This window comes from Sphingobium sp. B12D2B (assembly GCF_025961775.1).
GTDB lineage: Bacteria > Pseudomonadota > Alphaproteobacteria > Sphingomonadales > Sphingomonadaceae > Sphingobium.
Genome location: NZ_JAOQOH010000001.1, coordinates 2240528 through 2258945, shown reverse-complemented (window position 1 = coordinate 2258945; position 18418 = coordinate 2240528). Strand labels below are relative to the sequence as shown.

22 protein-coding genes are annotated in these 18418 nt (G+C 65.8%); 7 read left to right on the top strand and 15 right to left on the bottom strand.

Annotation, left to right across the window (positions count from 1 at the left end; all coding sequences use genetic code 11):
- Window position 1 precedes the first annotated feature (1 nt).
- From recQ to M2335_RS10640, 15 genes are all read right to left on the bottom strand, one after another.
- Entirely contained in the window at window positions 2-1765 is a 1764-nt protein-coding gene (recQ, locus tag M2335_RS10710) for a DNA helicase RecQ (RefSeq protein ID WP_264594666.1), read from the bottom strand.
- A 133-nt stretch (window positions 1766-1898) separates the two neighbouring features.
- A complete protein-coding gene (locus M2335_RS10705) occupies window positions 1899-2138 on the bottom strand; it encodes a sulfurtransferase TusA family protein (protein WP_264570065.1) in 240 nt (79 codons plus the stop codon).
- The gene (gene der, locus M2335_RS10700) at window positions 2122-3555 is read right to left on the bottom strand and encodes a ribosome biogenesis GTPase Der (protein ID WP_264594665.1); all 1434 of its coding nucleotides are present in this window, start codon (window positions 3553-3555) and stop codon (window positions 2122-2124) included. Before der ends, M2335_RS10705 begins: the two co-directional genes overlap by 17 nt.
- Complete coding sequence (locus tag M2335_RS10695; RefSeq protein WP_264594664.1) at window positions 3555-4883, bottom strand: PQQ-binding-like beta-propeller repeat protein; 1329 nt, start codon at window positions 4881-4883, stop codon at window positions 3555-3557. Before M2335_RS10695 ends, der begins: the two co-directional genes overlap by 1 nt.
- Window positions 4884-4909: 26 nt before the next feature.
- Window positions 4910-5617 (bottom strand): tetratricopeptide repeat protein, encoded by a 708-nt coding sequence (locus M2335_RS10690; protein ID WP_264594663.1) that lies wholly within the window; start codon window positions 5615-5617, stop codon window positions 4910-4912.
- Between the two features lie 90 nt (window positions 5618-5707).
- The gene (gene panB, locus M2335_RS10685) at window positions 5708-6580 is read right to left on the bottom strand and encodes a 3-methyl-2-oxobutanoate hydroxymethyltransferase (RefSeq protein ID WP_264575997.1); all 873 of its coding nucleotides are present in this window, start codon (window positions 6578-6580) and stop codon (window positions 5708-5710) included.
- Between the two features lie 236 nt (window positions 6581-6816).
- A complete protein-coding gene (locus tag M2335_RS10680; protein ID WP_264572605.1) occupies window positions 6817-7038 on the bottom strand; it encodes a hypothetical protein in 222 nt (73 codons plus the stop codon).
- Window positions 7039-7094: 56 nt separating this feature from the next.
- Window positions 7095-7823, bottom strand: coding sequence for a FliA/WhiG family RNA polymerase sigma factor (locus tag M2335_RS10675; RefSeq protein WP_264572606.1), 729 nt, complete (start codon window positions 7821-7823; stop codon window positions 7095-7097).
- 81 nt (window positions 7824-7904) lie between these two features.
- Complete coding sequence (gene flhA, locus M2335_RS10670; RefSeq protein ID WP_264584857.1) at window positions 7905-10010, bottom strand: flagellar biosynthesis protein FlhA; 2106 nt, start codon at window positions 10008-10010, stop codon at window positions 7905-7907.
- 9 nt (window positions 10011-10019) lie between these two features.
- Entirely contained in the window at window positions 10020-10847 is an 828-nt protein-coding gene (locus M2335_RS10665; protein ID WP_413716143.1) for a transglycosylase SLT domain-containing protein, read from the bottom strand.
- A 177-nt stretch (window positions 10848-11024) separates the two neighbouring features.
- Window positions 11025-11333 carry a hypothetical protein gene (locus M2335_RS10660; RefSeq protein WP_181559394.1) on the bottom strand — a complete coding sequence of 103 codons (309 nt, stop codon included), beginning with the start codon at window positions 11331-11333 and terminating at the stop codon, window positions 11025-11027.
- Between the two features lie 11 nt (window positions 11334-11344).
- Complete coding sequence (flgM, locus tag M2335_RS10655; RefSeq protein ID WP_264570074.1) at window positions 11345-11632, bottom strand: flagellar biosynthesis anti-sigma factor FlgM; 288 nt, start codon at window positions 11630-11632, stop codon at window positions 11345-11347.
- A gap of 53 nt (window positions 11633-11685) precedes the next feature.
- Entirely contained in the window at window positions 11686-12243 is a 558-nt protein-coding gene (locus tag M2335_RS10650) for a flagella basal body P-ring formation protein FlgA (RefSeq protein ID WP_413716142.1), read from the bottom strand.
- 64 nt (window positions 12244-12307) lie between these two features.
- A complete protein-coding gene (locus tag M2335_RS10645) occupies window positions 12308-12802 on the bottom strand; it encodes a flagellar motor protein MotB (protein ID WP_264587039.1) in 495 nt (164 codons plus the stop codon).
- Window positions 12802-13485 (bottom strand): motility protein A, encoded by a 684-nt coding sequence (locus tag M2335_RS10640; protein ID WP_264594661.1) that lies wholly within the window; start codon window positions 13483-13485, stop codon window positions 12802-12804. Before M2335_RS10640 ends, M2335_RS10645 begins: the two co-directional genes overlap by 1 nt.
- Window positions 13486-13750: 265 nt before the next feature.
- On the opposite strand from M2335_RS10640, the gene flgB reads away from it, so the two are divergent.
- From flgB to M2335_RS10605, 7 genes are read left to right on the top strand one after another with little or no spacing between them, the layout of a single operon-like run.
- The gene (gene flgB, locus M2335_RS10635) at window positions 13751-14107 is read left to right on the top strand and encodes a flagellar basal body rod protein FlgB (RefSeq protein ID WP_264572610.1); all 357 of its coding nucleotides are present in this window, start codon (window positions 13751-13753) and stop codon (window positions 14105-14107) included.
- Window positions 14108-14121: 14 nt separating this feature from the next.
- Window positions 14122-14514 (top strand): flagellar basal body rod protein FlgC, encoded by a 393-nt coding sequence (gene flgC, locus M2335_RS10630; protein ID WP_264570078.1) that lies wholly within the window; start codon window positions 14122-14124, stop codon window positions 14512-14514.
- The gene (locus M2335_RS10625; RefSeq protein WP_264575991.1) at window positions 14511-15188 is read left to right on the top strand and encodes a flagellar hook assembly protein FlgD; all 678 of its coding nucleotides are present in this window, start codon (window positions 14511-14513) and stop codon (window positions 15186-15188) included. Before flgC ends, M2335_RS10625 begins: the two co-directional genes overlap by 4 nt.
- A gap of 28 nt (window positions 15189-15216) precedes the next feature.
- A complete protein-coding gene (locus M2335_RS10620; RefSeq protein WP_181559404.1) occupies window positions 15217-16041 on the top strand; it encodes a flagellar hook-basal body complex protein in 825 nt (274 codons plus the stop codon).
- Window positions 16042-16073: 32 nt separating this feature from the next.
- Complete coding sequence (locus tag M2335_RS10615) at window positions 16074-16814, top strand: flagellar basal body rod protein FlgF (RefSeq protein WP_264594660.1); 741 nt, start codon at window positions 16074-16076, stop codon at window positions 16812-16814.
- 23 nt (window positions 16815-16837) lie between these two features.
- The gene (gene flgG, locus M2335_RS10610) at window positions 16838-17626 is read left to right on the top strand and encodes a flagellar basal-body rod protein FlgG (RefSeq protein ID WP_264575988.1); all 789 of its coding nucleotides are present in this window, start codon (window positions 16838-16840) and stop codon (window positions 17624-17626) included.
- A gap of 2 nt (window positions 17627-17628) precedes the next feature.
- On the top strand, window positions 17629-18336 hold the full coding sequence (locus M2335_RS10605; protein ID WP_264594659.1) for a flagellar basal body L-ring protein FlgH: 708 nt from the start codon (window positions 17629-17631) through the stop codon (window positions 18334-18336).
- The last annotated feature ends 82 nt before the right edge of the window (window positions 18337-18418 follow it).

Genomic DNA, 18418 nt, shown 5'->3' with positions numbered 1-18418 from the left:
ATTAGCCGAAGCGGCGAAGGGCGGCGAAGAAGGCCTCGCCATAGGCCTCCAGCTTGCGCTCGCCGACACCGCTGACCAGCGCCATGTCCCGCAGCGACTTGGGGCGGATCGCGGCCATGTCGCGCAAGGTGCTGTCATGGAAGATGACATAAGGCGGCACCCCGGCCTCCTGCGCCAGCGTGCGGCGGCACTCGCGTAGGGCCTCGAAAACCGGGTCGTTGACGGGGTTCTCCCCCTTGTCGCGGCCACGCCGGCGTTCCTTCTTCGGCTGGATCACCAGCTCGACGCGCTTCTCGCCCTTGAGATAGCCGCGCGCCGCTGGGCCGAGCGCCAGCCCGCCATGGTCGGTGGTGGTCAGCGCATCATGCACCTGCAGGGCGCGGGCGACCGGCTTGATGAGCGCGGCCTCGTCGCCCTCGATAATGCCGAAGACGGACAGGCGATCATGCCCGCGCTGGGAAATCCGGTCATTACCCCGCCCGGTCAGCACGGCTTCGAGGTGACCGAGGCCAAAGCTCTGGCCGGTGCGGTGGACGGCCGAGAGTAGCTTCTGCGCCGTTAGCGTCGCATCGATGCTGGCGGGCGGCGAGAGGCAATTGTCGCAATTGCCGCAGGTGGGTGGCGGGTTCTCGCCGAAATGGCGTAGCAACACCGCGCGGCGGCAACGTGCCGTCTCGACCAGCGCGCCCAACGCAGCGATCCGCGTGCGCTCGCCGGCCTGACGTTCCGGCTCCACCTCGCTGATCCGCTGGCGTGCGCGCATGAAATCCTCTGCGCCCCACAGCAGCGTCGCCGTCGCCGGATCGCCATCGCGGCCGGCACGTCCGCTCTCCTGATAGTAGCTCTCGATGGACTTGGGCAGGCCGGCATGGACGACGAAGCGCACGTCCGGCTTGTCGATGCCCATGCCGAAGGCCACAGTGGCGACCATCACCATCTCTTCGCTGGCGAGGAACGCGGCCTGATTGGCGGCGCGCAACTCGCCGGGCAGTCCCGCATGATAAGCCAGCACCGGGCGCCCCTTGGCACCGAGCGCCTCGGCAAGCTGCTCGGTCGAGGCGCGGGTTGGTGCATAGATAATGCCGGGGCCGGGATTGGCCGCCAGAATATCGGTGAGCTGACGACGCAGGCCATCGCGCGGCTGCACGAGGTAACGGATATTGGGCCGGTCGAAGCCGGAGATAATCAGCCCATCGGCTGGAATGCCGAGCTGGGTGAGAATATCCTCGCGGGTATGGGCATCCGCTGTGGCGGTGAGCGCGAGCCGGGGGACATCGGGGAAGGCGTCGAGCAGCGGACGCAGCAGGCGGTAGTCGGGGCGAAAATCATGGCCCCATTCCGAGACGCAATGTGCCTCATCGATCGCGAAGAGGCTGAGGCGAGACCGCTCCAGCAGCGCGCGGAATCCGTCGCCCGAGGCGCGCTCCGGCGCCACATAGAGCAGGTCCAGCTCGCCAGCGACCAGCCTGTCCTGCGTCTCGCGCCAGTCGGCATCCACCGACGTGAGGCTCGCCGCGCGAATGCCGAGCGCTCGCGCCGCACGCAACTGGTCGTGCATCAGCGCGATCAGCGGCGAGACCACAACGCAGCAGCCGGGCAAGGCGAGCGCAGGCAATTGGTAGCAGAGCGATTTCCCCGCGCCGGTGGGCATGATCGCGAGCGTCGGTCGGCCCGCCAGCACCCGGTCCACCACTTGCGCCTGCACGCCCCGAAAGGCCTCGAAGCCAAAGACGCTTCGGAGCAGGGCGGCGGGATCGGCAAGCATCGGGCGGCTATAGGGTGGGGAGGGGTGAGGGGGAAGGGCAGAATGGCCCTGCCGACCGTTCATCATCTGTCAGTGCGGCAGAACAGGTGGTTCCTGCCAACGAAAAGCCGCAAAACGGCCGCATCTCATTCGCTTATGTTTCCTCTGCGCCCTCGCGGCTCAGCGCATACTCCACATGGCTCTCGGCCTCGTGAACGCCAATCGTCCAGCCATTGGATTGCGCCAAGGCCGGTACGTCAATTTTCGCCACCGGATCATCGGCCAGCAGCAATACGGAATCATGGTCGCGCATCGCGCGAGCGGCGCGCAGGACGGGCCACGGGCATTTCAGCCCCCGGGCGTCGATGCGCGCCGGATCACTTCTTTTTGTCAAATGGGTTCCGTGCGCTACGCAGGTTTAGCCGGATTGGCACGCCCGAAAAGTCGAGCGCCTTGCGGATGCCATTCACGAGATAGCGGCTGTAGCTCTCCGGCACCTCATCAAGACGCGACCCGAACACCACGAACGTTGGTGGCCGGCTGCGCGCCTGGGTGATGTAGCGCATCTTGATCCGCTTGCCGCCCGGTGCCGGCGGCGGATTGGCTTCCAGCGCCTCATCGAACCAGCGGTTAAGCAGGCTCGTCGGCACGCGCTGCGACCAGCGGCGGCGGGTATCGAATGCCGCTTGCAGCAGATCGTCAATGCCCTTGCCGGTGGCGCCGGATACAGTGAGCAGCGGCACGCCGCGCACCTGCGCAAGCCCGTCTTCCAGCGCCTTGCGGACGCCCTGATACAGCGACGAGCCATTCTCGGCCACGTCCCACTTGTTGAGCGCGATCACGAGCGCACGGCCCTCGCTCAGCACCTTATCGGCAATGCGCAGATCCTGCGCCTCAAGCCCAAGCGTGGCGTCGAGCATCAGCACCACGACTTCCGCGAAATCCACGGCATGAAGCGCATCGGCGACAGAGAGCTTCTCCAGCTTCTCCTGCACTTTTGCGCGCTTGCGCATGCCGGCGGTGTCGATCAGCCGCACCGCGCGCGCCACGCCGTCGGGCGCGTGCCAGGTCCAGTCCACGGCGATGCTGTCGCGCGTGATGCCGGCTTCCGGCCCGGTGATCAACCGCTCTTCGCCCAATATTCGATTGATGATCGTGGACTTGCCGGCATTGGGCCGCCCCACGATGGCGAGCTTGAGCGGCGCGCTGTCGTCCAGCTCGTCCTCGTCCCCCCCATCATCGTCGTCGCCCTCGACGGGTAGGTCCGGCTCGTCCGCCTCGACATGCGGGCGGATCGCCTGGAACAGGTCGGCAAGGCCCTGGCCATGCTCGGCGGAAAAGGCCACCGGCTCATCAAAGCCGAGCGAAAAAGCCTCCATGATGCCGGGGTCGGCAGCGCGGCCCTCGGCCTTGTTGGCGAGCAGCACCACCGGCGTGTTCCCGGCGCGCAGCCAGCGGGCGATATGCTCGTCGAGCGGCGTGATGCCCGCGCGCGCGTCGATCATGAACAAGGCGACCGAGGCACCCTGAACCGCCATTTCGGTCTGCGCGCGCATTCGGCCCGGCAGGGTCTGCGCGTCGTCTTCCTCGAAACCGGCGGTATCCACGATGCGGAACTTGAGGCCAAGCAGTTCGGCATCGCCCTCGCGCCGGTCGCGCGTGACGCCGGGCTGGTCATCGACAAGCGCGAGCTTCTTGCCCACCAGCCGGTTGAACAGCGTGGACTTGCCCACATTCGGGCGGCCGACGATGGCGACGACCGGAAGGCTTCCGGGCGGCGTGTCGCGGTCTGGGCGTTGCCTTTTTGCCATCAGCGAAACGCGAGGATGCGTCCCTCGTCCGTCAGCACGTAAAGCATGTTGTCCGCGACGATGGGCGGCAGGGTGAGGCCCTGCTTGAGGTCGCGCTCCTGCAGCACCTTGCCGCTCGTCGGATCGACGAACGCCATCGCACCTTCGGTGGAGACGAGGATGAGCTTGCCGCCCGCGAGGATCGGGCCGCGCCAACGGATTGGGCCGGTCTTCTTCTTCGGCTTGCGCCAGGCCGGCAGATCGCTGATCCACCGGATCTTGCCGGTGGCGCGGGTGATGGCGAGCAGCTGGGACTTGTCGGTCACCACGAACACCCAGTCGCTCACCACCAGCGGGGTGGCGATGCCGCCGATGTTCAGCTCCCACAGGCGCTGCCCGCTCACCAGCTCATAAGCTGCCATGCGGCCGCCTTCGCCGATGGCGAACACCTGGCCCCGGTCGACCACCGGATCGGCGTCGATATCGGTCAGCATGGCGACTGAGGTGGAGATGCTGGTGCGGCTGAGCGCATCGCCCCACAAAGCGCGGCCATTCTCGTAGCGATAGGCCGTCAGTTCGCCCGAGCTATAGCCGGCGATCACCGAACCCTGCGCCGCCGCCGGAGCGCCGACGCCGAACACGCCCGTCGCTTCCAGCGTGCCGCTGTCCGTCCACACGACCGCACCGTCTGCCTGCGAGAGCGCGAAGAGCTGGTTGTCCTGGCTCATCACATAGGCATTGCCGTTGGAGAGCGTGGGCGCACCGCGCAGCGGGCCGCCTGGCTGCACCTTCCAGATCTCGGCCCCGTCCGCAACGTTCAGCGCCGCGACAGACCCGGCGCCGGACGTGGCGAACAAACGGTCGCCCTCGACACTGACGCCGCCACCGAACTGCACCTGCGAAGGCTGGTTGGGCGAGCGAATGCTCTTCGACCAGAGCCGCGCGCCGGTCTTGGCGTCGAAGGCGGAGACGGTCGCATCGATGTCGATCACGAACAGCTTGCCGCCTGCGACGACCGGCGCTGCGGCCAGCCGGCTGCGCGAGCCGCCGCCGGTCACCGACGCCGACCAAACCTGCTGGATATTGTCGCCGAGCGCGACATGGCCGATGGCCTTGGCGGCATTGCCACCGGATTGCGCCCAAGCCGGGTTCACGACCGGCGGCGGCAGCGTCACCACCTGCGATGCCACGGCGTCGTCCACGGCCAGCACATTGTTGCTGCCCAGAATGGAGGTGCGGTCGCCATGCACGGGGGTCTTGGGGCCGCTCTTCCCGCCGCATCCGGTCAGGAGCAGAAGGGCCGCAGGAATGCCGATCCAGGCGGCGCGATATGATGTGGGATTACGCATCCTCGTGGGTTTCTCTTTCAATGGAATCAGGAGGCAGGCGTGTCAGCGGTCGGCCCGGCTTGCTTGGGCGTCGTCGCCGATCCAAGCATGCTGGCCATTTGTCCGGCGCGCAGCTTGATGGATTCAGGCACCAGCGGATCGTTAGCCATCTCTTTGAAGATCTTGCCGGCCTGATCGCGCTGGCCAGCTTTGAGGTGAGCGATGGCAGTGAGTTCGCCGGCGCTGCCGAACCAGCTATTGCCCGGCATCGCCAGGGGCTTGAGCGCGGCGATCACGTCCTGCGGCTTCATGCTGTCGAAGGCGAGGGCGGTGCGGCGCATCAGCGCGGCGTCCTTGGTCGCGGCGGGCGCCTGCGCGTCGGCCAGAATGGCGTCATAGGCGGCAAGCGCGGTCTTGGCGTCATTGCGTCCGCCTGCCAGTGCGGCCCTGAGCATTTCCGCCTGCGCCCGATAGCCCGGGCCACCTTCGGCCATGATCTGCTTGTACACCCCATCGTCCAGCGTGGCCCGCTGGGCTGCGCTCATCAGCCGGGCGAACTGCTCGCCATTGGCCTCGGCCTTCTGGGTCTGGTGGTGCTGCCAGTAGAGCCAGCCGCCAAAGGCAGCGAGGCCGAGCACGACGACAGCGATGACCAGACGGCCGTAATTCTTCCAGAAGGACAGCAGATCGTCCTGCCGCACGGCATCGTCGATCTCGCGGAGCAGGGCCTCGTTCTGATGTGGCGTCAGGGCCAAGTCTCTATCTCCAGTCGGCTGAAAAAGCGCAGGGGCGCATGAAGGGATTTTGTGGCCGCGGACCTTAGCGGCGGATGAACTCCGCGCAAATCACTTTTTGGCGCCATAAAGCTGGGCCTCGCCGGGGAAGCTGCGTGCGCGCACCTCCTGCGCATATCGGGCCGCCGCATCGCTGATCGTCCCGGCAAGATCGGCATAGCGCTTCACGAAGCGCGGCGTGCGCTCGAACATGCCGAGGAGGTCTTCAGTCACCAGCACTTGCCCGTCGCAGGCTGCCGAGGCGCCGATGCCGATGGTGGGGCAGGGCACGTCTCCCGTGATCTCGATAGCCAGTTCCTCGATCACGCCCTCGATCACCATCGCAAAGCAGCCGGCGGCGGCGACGGCGCGGGCATCGTTGCGGATTTTGGCGGCTTCGGCAGCATCGCGGCCGCGCGGCCCATAGCCGCCGAGCGCGTTCACCGCCTGCGGCGTAAGGCCGACATGGGCGCAGACCGGGATGCCCCGCTCGCTCAGAAAGGCGATGGTCGGTGCCATGGCCTCGCCGCCTTCCAGCTTCACGCCGGCAGCGCCGGTTCCCTTCATCAGGCGGGCGGCGCTTGCGAAGGCTTGCTCCGGCGAAGCCTCATAGCTCCCGAACGGCATGTCGATGATGACGGCGCTGTGATAGCTGCCGCGCACGACCGCAGCGCCATGGGCGGCCATCATCTCGAGCGTGACGGGCACGGAGGACGGCAGGCCGTAGATCACCTGCCCGAGCGAGTCGCCCACCAGCAGCAGGTCGCAATGGGGGTCGAGCAACTGCGCCTGCCGTGCCGTGTAGGCGGTCAGCATCACGATTGGCGAGTCGGTCACCCCATCGACCTTGCGCGCGCGGATGGCGGGAATGGTCAGCCGACGCATCGGCGCCGGCGTGGGGTTCGCCCGGCTGGTCGCCGTATCGAGGGTGTAAGTGGCGGACATGGCCACGCTTTAGCGCAACCGCAGCGGTTCGCCTAGGCTGCGCGGGTGAAACCCACAAACATGCTCGCCTCAGAGGAGGGGCTGGGGGTGGTGGCGATGCGCCAGCATCGCAAACTTAGAGAGTGGCCGCGCGGGCGCGACACCACCCCAACCCAACCCCTCCTCTGAAGAGGAGGGGCTAAATCTGCTCGATTTCAACGACGTTTGAATTGAGGCGGCGCACTGTCCGCAAACGCTCACTTCTTATCGACAGCACCTTGGGCCGCATCGCCCACATCCTGCGCTGCATCGCCGACTTGCTGCGCCGCCGTGGACACGGCGTCGTTCTTGTTATCCTGGCTCTGCAGCAGGAAGTAACCGCCCACCGCGAGGATCAGCAGTGCCACGATCGCAATGATCGCGGTTGCGCTGCCGCCGCTCGAGCGCTCGACGATTACCGTTTTGGGTTCTTCGGCCATGTCATCCTCCACCTGATTGATGGCGGAGAAACGATCATCCCGCAGCGCGGTTCCGATCAGAGGAAGGCGCTGAGGCGTCCCCGCAGCTTGTCGAGCGCAGATTTCTTGATTTGGCACACCCGGGCCGCACCGATGTCGAGCGTCAGTCCGATTTCCTCAAGGTTCATTTCCTCGACGAAGTAGAGCTGCAGAACCATCGCCTCGCGCTCGGGCAGTTCCTTGATGCAGGCGGAAACCGCGCGCTTGAGGGATTCCCGCTCCAGCACTTCCTCGGCGCCCTCGGTTGCATCGGCGAACCACATCGACTGGTCCGAATAGACCTCGTCCATGCTCTGGTGTTGGGCCATATCCGTCCCGTCGGCAAGCTCGCGCCAGCCAGCGGCATCAAGACCCAGATGCGCGGCCACTTCGCTATCCGCGGGCGGACGACCGAAACGTTGCTCCAGCGCGCGACGGGCATCCTGAATGGTCTTGCGGCGCGCCATCGCCGAGCGACACAGGGTCGCATGGCGGCGCAGATGGTCGATCATCGCGCCGCGCACGCGCATCTGCGCATAGGTCGCAAAGCCGAAGCCGCGATCCTCGAAGCTGTTGGCCGCCTCGACCAGCGCGACCATGCCGATCTGCAGCAGATCCTCGATCTCGATGGCGCTGGAGACGCGGCCATGGACATGCCAGGCGATCTTGCGCACCAGCGGCATATATTGCTGCGCCAGCTGATCCGGTGAGACACCGGGCCGGCGACCGTAAGTCAGGGCTGCAACCTCAAGCTGTGCGCTGTGCATGGGTCTCATCTACGCTGAAAGGTTTAACCGGGAATTTCCGAGCAGGGCGGAGGCGTGTGCGGATTATGCTGCGCAATATCGTCATGCCGCCTGCAGCCGCTCGACCTGATGGATGCGTGTCTCGTTTCCGACCACTGCGACGACTTCCACAGCCTTGCCATCCGGGATTTCCAGGAATGAGAGCACCGGAACGTCGGGCAGATGCGGGCGGAACAGGCGGGATAGGGCGCGGCGCGCCACCGGCGAGGTCACGATCGCAAAGCTGCGGGCCTGTGCCATCAGCGGACGGGCCGCCTCGCTGACCTGTTCGATGAGGCGTTGGGCCAGCGCCGGCTCGATGGGATGATGGGCATCCGCGCCGACGCGCATGGCCTGGGCGAGGAGGCTTTCCAGCTCGCCATCGAGCGTGAGCACTGGCAGCGGCGCCTTCACCGGCACGATGCTCTGGATGATGAGCGAGCCGATCCGCTGGCGCACTGCCTCGATGAGCGCGTCGGTAGACATGTCCCCGCGCGCAACGATCACCATGGCTTCGGCGATACGGCGAAAGTCCTTGAGCGGAATGCCCTCGATGAGCAGCCCGCGGCACAGCGCGGCGATCTGCGCGAGGCTCAGCGGATTGGGCGTCAGGCCATCGACAAGTTGCGGCGTGACTTCGCGCAGCGTGTCGAGCAGCTTCTTGGCCTCGTCCATGCCGAACAGCTCAGCGGCGTTCTGCAGGATGAGATGATTGATATGCGTCGCGATCACCGTCGAGGGGTCGACGACGGTATAGCCGGAGACGACCGCTTCGCTGCGCCGCTCCATCGGAATCCACACCGCGTCGAGCCCGAACGTCGGGTCCTGCGCAGCGCGACCCTCGATCCGCTGGGTGATGTCGCCGCTATCGAGCGCCAGCAGGCTGTCCGGGAAGATCTCATCCTCGCCAACCACGACGCCGGCGATGGTGATGCGATATTGGTTCGGGCCGAGCGCGAGATTGTCCTTCACCCGGATCATCGGCACCACAAAGCCCAGTTCGCGCGAGAGCTGGCGGCGAATGCCGGTGATCCGGCCGATCAGCGGCGCCTCCTTGCGCTCATCGACAAGGCTGATGAGGCCATAGCCGATCTCCAGGCCGAGCGCGGCGCCGTCGGAAACGTCGCTCCACTCGATGTGGGCAGGATTTTCGACCACCGCCGGTTCCGCCGGCGCCTCGCTGCGGGCCTTGGCGGCCTTGCGCAGCTTCCACGCGATGAACCAGGCGAGGCCGGCAGCAGGAAGGATGATGAGGTGCGGCATGCCCGGTACGATGCCGAGCACGGTGAGAATGCCGGCAACCGGAACCCAGGCGCGGCTGTGGCCGAACTGGCTGGAGATCTGGCCGGAGAGGTCATGCTCGGACGTGACACGGGTCACGATCGCGGCTGCGGCAATGGAGAGCAGCAGCGCCGGCACCTGCGCCACGAGCGCGTCGCCGATGGCCAGCAGGATGTAGGTCTGCGCGGCTTGCCCGATGGAGAGATCATGGCTGACCAGACCCAGGGTGATGCCGCCTAGGATATTGATGACGAGGATCAGCACACCGGCGACGGCGTCGCCCTTCACGAACTTGGAGGCACCGTCCATCGAGCCGTAAAAGTCAGCTTCGGTCGCGACTTCCTGCCGGCGGACCTTGGCCTGCTCGGCGGTCAGCAGGCCGGCGTTGAGATCGGCATCGATGGCCATCTGCTTGCCGGGCAGGGCATCGAGGGTGAAGCGGGCGGAGACTTCCGACACGCGGCCCGCGCCCTTGGTGATCACCACCAGGTTGATGATCATCAGGATCGCGAACACAAAGATGCCGACGACATAATCGCCGCCGATCATGAAATTGCCGAACGCCTCGATCACATGGCCGGCCGCGTCCGATCCATTATGGCCGTTGACCAGCACAATGCGCGTCGAGGCGACGTTGAGCGCGAGGCGCAGCAGCGTGGCGAGCAGCAGCACGGTCGGAAAGCTGGAGAAATCGAGCGGCTTGGCGGCGTTCAGCGCGATCATCAGCACCGCAAGGCTGATCATGATGTTGCCGACGAAGCCGATATCCAGCAGCAGCACCGGCACCGGCACCACCATGAACATGACGAGCAGCAGGATGGCGAAGGGCAGAGCTGCCCCGCGTGCCGAGTTCTTCCAGATGCTGCCGTTGATGTCGTTGCGCGTCATGGCTGGCAATTACCTTCCGAGGGTGGCGAGCATGAGGTAGGCAAGCCGCGCGGTTTCAGCGCGCGGCGCGAATTCGGGATAGGGCTGCTTTTCGCTCAGTGTCTGGTTCATCGTCAGCCGCTCCTGCGCGATGCGGACATAGTCGGCGGGCATCACGGTCTGCGTGCCGTCCATCGCCATATCGCTTGCCGCACTGCCGGCGGCCTGTCCGCCCGCCGCCAGCTTCTGGGCAAAGCTCGAGCGGATGTCCGTCAGGCTGCGGGCATTGCCCTGCCGGTCGAAGAACACCGAGGCATTGGCCCGCGCGGCGGCGGGAAACAGAGCGGCGCCGGAAGCATCCGGTGCCTGCGCCATGGTCGTGAGGAATTTCGCTGCGCCGCCTGCCCCCAGAAAATGGGCGAGGTAGAGATCGACCGCCTCAGCCGGTCGGCCGATGCGCTCTTCAAGATAGGCGCGATTGTCGGTGGCCAGCTCCGCCGCCATGATCGAGGCCGTCTCGGGATGATTGCGCAGGTCGAGGATTTGCTGGCGCAGGGCCGGGTCCGAAACCACGTACCGCCCGTTCGCCGTGCGCTCAATGGCGTTGGACGCCCAGTCCATGCCATATTTCGCGCCATGGTCGTTGACGATGGAAAGCCAGCTCTGGTCGATAAACTGGTAGAGGCCTGTCGCACTGGAGGTGCGCGCGCGCGCCGTCGGGTTCAGCGCGCTTTCCACATGCGCCTGGCTCATCAGATAATTGAAATCCACACCGGTGCGACTGCTGGCCTTGGCAATGGCCTGCGTCACCCTGGCGGCATTGCTGCCCTGGGCCGAGTTGGTGGTCAGTCCATTCACGGACATGGCGACTAATGATCTCCCGTTGGTACCGAGGATCAAAAAGCAAGATGCGTGCCAGAATTGGTTAACGGCGGATCGGGATTTTTGGCGCGATCACGACGCGCGGCGACAGGCCCACAGGGCGCACTGGGCTTTGGTAGGAAAGTCGAAATATCCGGGGTCGAGGCCGAAGCCTCAGCCGGCGCGCTGGTACAGCGGCTGGGGCACGTCCAGATCGCGATCGGCGATGGCGCCGTGCATCTGCGTGGTCATATCGCCGAGCAGGCAGGCGAGCATGCGCGAGGAATCCAGCTCCTCGATCAGGTCGCTAAACCGCGCCTTTATCGCAGGATCACGCTCCCAGGTCTCGATGGATTTGATCGCATCGAGCGAGATGCGGAACAGGTCCATTGCCGTTTCGATGGCCTGCGGGTCGGCGCTTTGCATGGCAACCCGGAGCGACCCGGTCGCGGCCGCGAAATTCTCGATGATGGACAGGTTCATTTGGGGCACGTTCAGGCGCGCAGATGAGGAAGATCGAGGTCGATCATGCGATCGGCGATCTTGTCGGCATCGACCGGATATTGGCCCGAAGCAATGGCCTGCTTGACGCGGTTGATCCGGTCCATGTCCACCGGGGCGCCCTGCGCGGCCATGCGCGCGGCGGGGGTGGCTGCCGATTCCGCCGCTTTCGCAGGCGCAGGCTCGGCGCTGACTGGCGCAGCGGAGCGGGCTTGTGCAGCGTCGCGCAGCTTGGCTGCCTCAACTGCGGCGCTCGTCGCCTGGCCAACAGACTTGATCATTCCAACGTCCTTTCTGTCCAATCCGTACTATAAACGGACCAGTTCAGGAAAGTTTAAATGCCGGGAATACGAACAACGCCCGTCCGCTCGACACGGGCCATGACGGGGGTGGCGCGCGGTTCTTCGCGCACGCGGATCAGCGCGCCGGGCGCGCCGTCCTCATCAGCGATCATCATGCGGGAAATGCTGAAGCTCTCATTGCCCGCGACCAGCTGAACCGGGTCGCCCTTCTTGACGACCGGCGCGCTGTTTGTGGCCTCGGAAAAGCGGCCGTTTTGCTGCGGATTGCCGGCCTGCCGGTTGACCAGCAGCGGCACGCGGATGCGCCAGCCCAGACTAGGGCAGGCGACCGTCGCGGCGTTCATCTGCGGGGTTTCGACCGTCGGCGTCTGCGGGCAGGGTGCCAGTTTCAGGCGGCGATCGATGGGCGCCAGTGGGCCGCCAGGCTGGCCGAGATTGGCGCCGAGGCTGGCCGCAACCAAGCTGTCCAGCCGGTCCAGATTCTCGAAACTCTGCGCCTTTGCCGGCGCGTGGATGCTGGTAAGCGCGATCGCGCCGAGCAGCAGGGCTGCGATGAGGGCAGCGCGCTTGGGGAAGGTCAGGCGTTCAATCGTCACGTCACTTGCTCCGATGCATGGTCGGAACAAACACAGCAAGGTCCGTGCCAGACGCATGTTACCGGTCGGCTTCAGCCAGTTCGGTGATCCTGATAGTCTGCTTGCCGGGTGCGCTGTCATCAGCGCGTTCGGCGAGGCCTGCGATCCGCAGGCGCTTTTCCGGCACTCCGGCGGCGACCAGGGTTCGGGCGACGGCGCCGAGGCGCGCTGCCGCCAGATCCCAGGCGTCGAAGCGATGATCGCCGGAGTCGAGGCCAATGGACTGAATTCGCACGATCTTGTTCTCGTGCATGATGGGTTCTGCCGCTTTCAGCAGAGCGGCGCGACCGGCGGGGTTGAGCAGAGCCTCGCCAGGCTCGAACAGCTCTTGCGCGACGAGATCGGCCTGGCGCGGCGCCTCGAACGCGCCGAAGTAGCTGCCAATCCCCGCCAGCGCCGTCTCACGCGTGGTCTGGTTGGACTGCAGCAGCGCGAAGAAGGCGAGCAGCAGCAGGCACAGGTCCGCGAAGCTCAGCGCCCAGCGCGCGCGGTTTTGGCGCGGCTGCGCCGACATCAGGCGACCTCGCGAATGCTGGCACGCTGGAACGGATTGGCTTCCCGACGGGCGATAGCGATCATCCGGTCCGCCATGGCCTGCTGCCAGCCAATCTCCCGCTCGGAGAGTGCGGACAGGCGGTTGGCGATGGGCCCGGCAATGGCGTTAGCGAGGATCAGGCCGTGCAGCGTCGTCATCAGCGCTAGCGCCATGAACGGGCCGATAGCCGCCGGGTCGCTCATCTGCGCAAACATGCCGATCAGGCCGACGATCGTGCCTGCCATGCCGACGGCCGGCGCGGCATCGGCCAACGCGTTCCAGAAGGCGATGACCCGCTCGTGACGGGCACGGCGATCATGGATCGCCTGATGGACCCAGAGCGCGAAATGCTCGGCATCTGCGGCATTGGCGAGGGTGGTGAGGGTCTGGTTGACGAAGGAGTGGGTGCTTTCCAGCCGGTCGGCGCGGGCCAGGCCCTTGAGCTGCGCGACAGCCTCGACCTTGAACAGCAGGGCGCGGGCATTGTCGCGTTCATCATCCGGGCGCGCGGTCAGCAGCGGGCGCAGGGAAGCCAGGGCGCGAAAACCCGTGCCGAACCCGACCTGCGCCAGTGCGATCATGATCGCGCCGCCCAGCACCATCAGCAGGGCCAGCGGCGCGAAGACGTGGCCGAGAATATCCAACCCCACAACATCCGACATGGTCCCGCTCATCCCCCCATGCTGCCGGGCGCACGTGCGCACCGGCAAAACTCTGCCGCCAACCGGCAAAACATTGCCACCCTTGCCGCCCGCCTGCGCAAAAGGCGCGGAAATCCTCATGTCCGCGCGGCCTCGGCCGGCGGCAATTTGGTTTGGCACGGCATTTGCAATCCATACCCGTGGGCATGGGTCGTGCCGGAACCGGACCAGTTTCAACCGGTCAGAACGGATGCGGCCCACGGACTTTTAGGGAAGGCACGAAAAAATGTCGTTCGACGACGCATTGTTCGGCATCCATGGCAAGGCACTGGCGCTGCGCTCGCAGCGGCTGGAGCTGCTTGCCTCCAATATCGCGAACGCCTCGACCCCCGGGTACAAGGCGCGCGACATCGATTTCGAGAAGGCGCTCGCCAGCGCCACCAGCCAGCAGGGCTCGGTGACCGGCGCGCTGGAAACGGCGATGGGCTATCGCGTGCCGCTGCAGGCGAGCAGCGATGGCAACACCGTCGAGATGTCGACGGAGCAGACGCTCTTCGCGGAGAATGCGGTGAAGTACCGCACCACGCTCTCCTTCCTCGAGGGCCGGCTCAACACCATCACGCGCGCGCTGCGGGGAGAATGAGCATGGACAAGCCCATGAACGTTTTCGACATCGCCGGGCGCGCCATGTCCGCCCAGCTCGTGCGCCTCAACGCCACCGCCTCCAACCTCGCCAATGCCGGGTCGGTCACGGGCAGCGAGGACAAGGCCTATCGCGCGATCCGCCCGGTCTTCTCCACCGTGGTCGAGAAGCCCGGCGTCGCCACGGTCAAGGTCGATAACGTCGTGACCTCCGACACGCCCGCCACCAAGCGGCACGAGCCCGGCCATCCGCTGGCCGATGCCAATGGCGATGTATGGGAAGCCGGTGTCGATACCAGTGCCGAACTCGTCGAAATGGTCGAGAGCGCGCGCATGTACCAGAACAATGTGCAGGTCCTTCAGACCGCCAAATCCCTCATCCTCGAAACAATCAGGCTCGGCAAATGACAGCAGTGACGACGACCAGCAGTCCCTGGGCGGTGGATAGCAACACGGCGTTCACCAACCGGAACCTTGCCGAGACGAGCGCGAAGTCCAACGCCTCGATCGACATGAACGGCTTCCTGCGCCTGCTCACCACGCAGATGCAGCATCAGGACCCGTTCCAGCCGATGGACAACAATCAGATGGTCACGCAGATGGCGCAGATGTCGTCGCTGGCCTCGCAGTCGCAATCGACATCCCTGCTCAGCCAGATCGCGGACTCCGTGTCCGGCGCGCGCCTCTCCGATGCCGCAGGCTGGATCGGCAAGTCGATGCTGGTCGAGAGCAACATCGCCACGCCCGACCGCACCGGCGCTTATGCCGGCGAGATCGCGCTGGGCGCCGACGCCTCGAACGTATCGATCGATCTGGTCGATGCCAGCGGCAAGGTCGTCCAGAGCTTCGATCTCGGCGCCCAATCCAAGGGCAATGTGCCGTTCTTCTGGGACGGCCGGGACGATGCCGGCAATGTGATTGGCGGGCAGGCGCTGCAGGTCAAGGTGCGCGGCGCGACGCCGGCCGGCATCGCGACCTGGGCCAGCATCGCCGCCGTCCAGTCCCCCGCGAGCGGCGGAAACGCCCAGCTCATGACCGCCCTCGGCAATTTCTCGCCCGAAGACGCGCTGCGTCTCGGCTGATCCCTGAACTTCACAAGGAGCATCCACCATGTCCTTCTACATTTCGCTTTCCGGCCTCAAGGGCGCCCAGACCGACCTCGGGGTCGTCGCCAACAATGTCGCCAACGTGTCCTCGCTCGCCTTCAAGAAGAGCAAGGCAACCTTCGGCGACATTTATGCGAGTGGCGGCGTCGGCGCGGGCGGCAATGGCGTCCGTCTCGTCGATGTGAAGCAGCAGTTCACGCAGGGCACGCTGGAGACGACCGACAAGACGCTGGATCTGGCCGTCACCGGCGAAGGCTTCTTCACCGTCAAGAGCGCCTCGCCTGACCAGACGATCAGCTACACCCGCGCCGGTGCCTTCACGATGGACAAGAACCGCTTCATCGTCGATTCCACCGGTGCCCGCCTGCAGGTGCTGCCGACCAACGCGACCGGCGATGGCACGCCGACCAGCACGGCGGCCGGCGATCTCTCCGATCTGGAAATCCCCAGCGCCCATCCGGACGATGCCAGCATTCCGCTCACCGCCATCGCGATCTCGGCCACTGGCGTCGTCAGTGCGACCTTCGGCGATGGCTCGGTGCGTAACCTCGGCGTCGTGGCCATGGCCTCATTTCCCGCGCAGGAAGAGCTGCGGCAGATGGGGGATTCGCACTGGATTTCCTCCGGCGACAGCGGCGAGGCGAGCTACAGCGCCGGCAATAGCGGCATGGTCGGCGCGGTCCGCTCGGGCACGCTGGAGCGCTCGAACGTGGACATCACCGAGGAGTTGGTCGCGCTGATCTCCGCGCAGCGCAACTTCCAGGCGAATTCCAAGGCGATCGAGACCGCCACCGCCATGACCCAGACTATCATCAACATGCGGACCTGATCGCGAAGATCGACCGGACCCGGAGCTGAATCATGGATCGTCTCACCACCATTGCCCGCACCGCGATGCGCGGCACGATGGCTCGCCAGGCGGCGGTCGCGAACAATCTCGCGAACGTCAACACCAGCGGCTTTCGCGCCGAGATCGCGAACGCCTCGACCCGCTGGGTCGGCGGCGGCGCGTTCCAGAGCCGCGCGGAGCAGGTGGGGCAGGTCATCGCGGCGGACATGAAGGCCGGCACGGCGGTGCAGACCGGCAATACGCTCGACATCGCGGTGGATGGTGACGCCCTCATCGCGGTGCAGGCCAATGACGGGTCGGAAGCCTATACAAGGCGCGGCGATCTCAAGCTGAACGAGAGCGGCCTGCTGACCACGGGCGATGGCTATCCGGTGCTGGGGGAGGGTGGCCCGATCACCCTGCCGCCTGCCGACAGCGTCAACATCGCCAAGGATGGCAGCATCTGGATCGTCCCGCAGGGCGGCCAGATCGATCAGCCGCAGCAGGTCGATGTCATCAAGCTGGTGAATGCCAAGGGATCGACGATCGCCAAGTCCACCGACACGCTGTTCCGCGAAGTGAATGGCGGCGCCTTGCCGCAAGACCCGATGGCGACCGTGACCAGCGGCGCCCTCGAAGGCTCGAACGTGAATGCCACCACGGCGCTTGTCCAGATGATCGAGGCGAGCCGCGCGTGGGAAAACCAGATCAAGATGATCGACACCGCCAAGGAGATCGACTCCGGCGGCGCGAGCCTCATGCGGCTCGATTGACGGATAGATAGGGGACCAGACCAATGACCAGCAGCGCACTTCATGTCGCCCGCACCGGCCTTGACGCACAGGACGTCAAGATGCGCGTCATCGCCAACAACCTGGCGAACGTGAACACGGTCGGCTTCAAGCGCGACCGCGCCAATTTCGAGACGCTGGCCTATCAGCAGGTGATTGCGGCGGGCACGCAGGCGGACAGCCAGAACCGGCTCGCCATCGGCCTCAACCTCGGCACCGGCGTGCAGCTCACCGGCACCGAGCGGATCGATACCCAAGGCACGATGAACACCACCGGCAACACCTATGATCTCGCGATCGAGGGGGCCGGCTTCTTCCAACTCCAGCAGCCCGACGGCACGATCGCCTATACCCGGGCCGGCAATTTCAAGACCAACGCGGAAGGCCTGCTGGTCTCGCCGGATGGCCTGCCGCTGGTGCCGCAGATCCAGCTTCCCGAGGGCGTGAGTGCCGTCACCATCGGCAACGACGGGACCGTCTCGGCGACCGTCGCCGGGCAGCAAGAACCGGTCGAGCTGGGCGCGATCGAAACCGCGCGGTTCGTCAATCCCGCTGGCCTTCAGGCTGTCGGTGGCAACCTGCTGCTGGAGACGGCGGCCTCCGGCGCGCCTCAGGTCGGCGCTGCGGGCCTCGAAGGTCGCGGCACCATCCGCCAGGGCGCGCTCGAACAATCGAACGTCAACACCGTCGAGGAGCTGGTCACGATGATCGAGACCCAGCGCGCCTATGAGATCGCCTCGAAGATGATCAAGGCGACCGACGAGATGCTCCAGTACGTCAATCAGCAGCTTTGAGCATGACCATGCAGTATCGCCGCGCTTCCATCCTCATCCTTGCCCTCACGGCGACCAGCCTCGCCGCACCGGCGTCTGCCGGTCTGTTCGGCAAGAAGCAGGAGCCGCTCGAAAACCCGGCCTATCAGGTCACCTATCCGGGCGACGCTGGCAGCGCCGCGCCGGTGCGGCCCAATGGCGGCATCTTCCAGGCTTCGGCTGGCTATTCCGCGCTGACCAACGGCGCGCGGGCAGCAAGCGTGGGCGATGTCATCACCATCCTCCTCGTCGAGCGGACGCAGGCGAGCAAGAGCACCAGCGCAAACACTAATCGCGCCGGCAGCATCGGCCTCACACCGCCCAGCACCGGGCCGTTCAGCAAGTTGTTCAGCGGCAGCGACATCGCCTCGGGCGGCACGCAGGGCTTCACCGGCAAGGGCGATGCTGCGCAGTCGAACGCGCTCTCCGGCGAGATCACCGTCACCATCGCACGGGTCTATCCCAATGGCACGATGCTGGTGCGCGGGCAGAAGGCCCTCACGCTTAATCGCGGCGACGAATACGTCCAGATCTCCGGCCTTGTCCGGCAAGCGGACATCGGGCCCGACAACCGCATTCTCTCGACGCGCGTCGCCGATGCGCGGATTACCTACACCGGCAAGGGAGAAATCGCCCGCGCCAGCCGTCAGGGCTGGCTACAGCGCTTCTTCTCCATGATCAGCCCGTTCTGATGGAGCTTTCAGCCATGATCAGGCCTTATCCTTCCTTGCTCCGTCGGCTGGTGGTCTCCCTGGCCCTGCTGGCGTTCGGGCT

What these genes read in the sequence shown, in the direction of transcription:
- M2335_RS10605 (WP_264594659.1), top strand. Translation starts at nt 17,629, where the DNA reads ATGACCATGCAGTATCGCCGCGCTTCCATCCTCATCCTTGCCCTCACG.
- M2335_RS10615 (WP_264594660.1), top strand. Translation starts at nt 16,074, where the DNA reads ATGGATCGTCTCACCACCATTGCCCGCACCGCGATGCGCGGCACGATG.
- M2335_RS10660 (WP_181559394.1), bottom strand. Translation starts at nt 11,333, where the DNA reads ATGAACCTGTCCATCATCGAGAATTTCGCGGCCGCGACCGGGTCGCTC.
- flgG (WP_264575988.1), top strand. Translation starts at nt 16,838, where the DNA reads ATGACCAGCAGCGCACTTCATGTCGCCCGCACCGGCCTTGACGCACAG.
- flgM (WP_264570074.1), bottom strand. Translation starts at nt 11,632, where the DNA reads ATGATCAAGTCTGTTGGCCAGGCGACGAGCGCCGCAGTTGAGGCAGCC.
- M2335_RS10625 (WP_264575991.1), top strand. Translation starts at nt 14,511, where the DNA reads ATGACAGCAGTGACGACGACCAGCAGTCCCTGGGCGGTGGATAGCAAC.
- M2335_RS10675 (WP_264572606.1), bottom strand. Translation starts at nt 7,823, where the DNA reads ATGCACAGCGCACAGCTTGAGGTTGCAGCCCTGACTTACGGTCGCCGG.
- M2335_RS10640 (WP_264594661.1), bottom strand. Translation starts at nt 13,485, where the DNA reads ATGTCGGATGTTGTGGGGTTGGATATTCTCGGCCACGTCTTCGCGCCG.
- flgC (WP_264570078.1), top strand. Translation starts at nt 14,122, where the DNA reads ATGAACGTTTTCGACATCGCCGGGCGCGCCATGTCCGCCCAGCTCGTG.
- panB (WP_264575997.1), bottom strand. Translation starts at nt 6,580, where the DNA reads ATGTCCGCCACTTACACCCTCGATACGGCGACCAGCCGGGCGAACCCC.
- recQ (WP_264594666.1), bottom strand. Translation starts at nt 1,765, where the DNA reads ATGCTTGCCGATCCCGCCGCCCTGCTCCGAAGCGTCTTTGGCTTCGAG.
- M2335_RS10680 (WP_264572605.1), bottom strand. Translation starts at nt 7,038, where the DNA reads ATGGCCGAAGAACCCAAAACGGTAATCGTCGAGCGCTCGAGCGGCGGC.
- flgB (WP_264572610.1), top strand. Translation starts at nt 13,751, where the DNA reads ATGTCGTTCGACGACGCATTGTTCGGCATCCATGGCAAGGCACTGGCG.
- M2335_RS10620 (WP_181559404.1), top strand. Translation starts at nt 15,217, where the DNA reads ATGTCCTTCTACATTTCGCTTTCCGGCCTCAAGGGCGCCCAGACCGAC.
- M2335_RS10645 (WP_264587039.1), bottom strand. Translation starts at nt 12,802, where the DNA reads ATGTCGGCGCAGCCGCGCCAAAACCGCGCGCGCTGGGCGCTGAGCTTC.
- M2335_RS10695 (WP_264594664.1), bottom strand. Translation starts at nt 4,883, where the DNA reads ATGCGTAATCCCACATCATATCGCGCCGCCTGGATCGGCATTCCTGCG.
- der (WP_264594665.1), bottom strand. Translation starts at nt 3,555, where the DNA reads ATGGCAAAAAGGCAACGCCCAGACCGCGACACGCCGCCCGGAAGCCTT.
- flhA (WP_264584857.1), bottom strand. Translation starts at nt 10,010, where the DNA reads ATGACGCGCAACGACATCAACGGCAGCATCTGGAAGAACTCGGCACGC.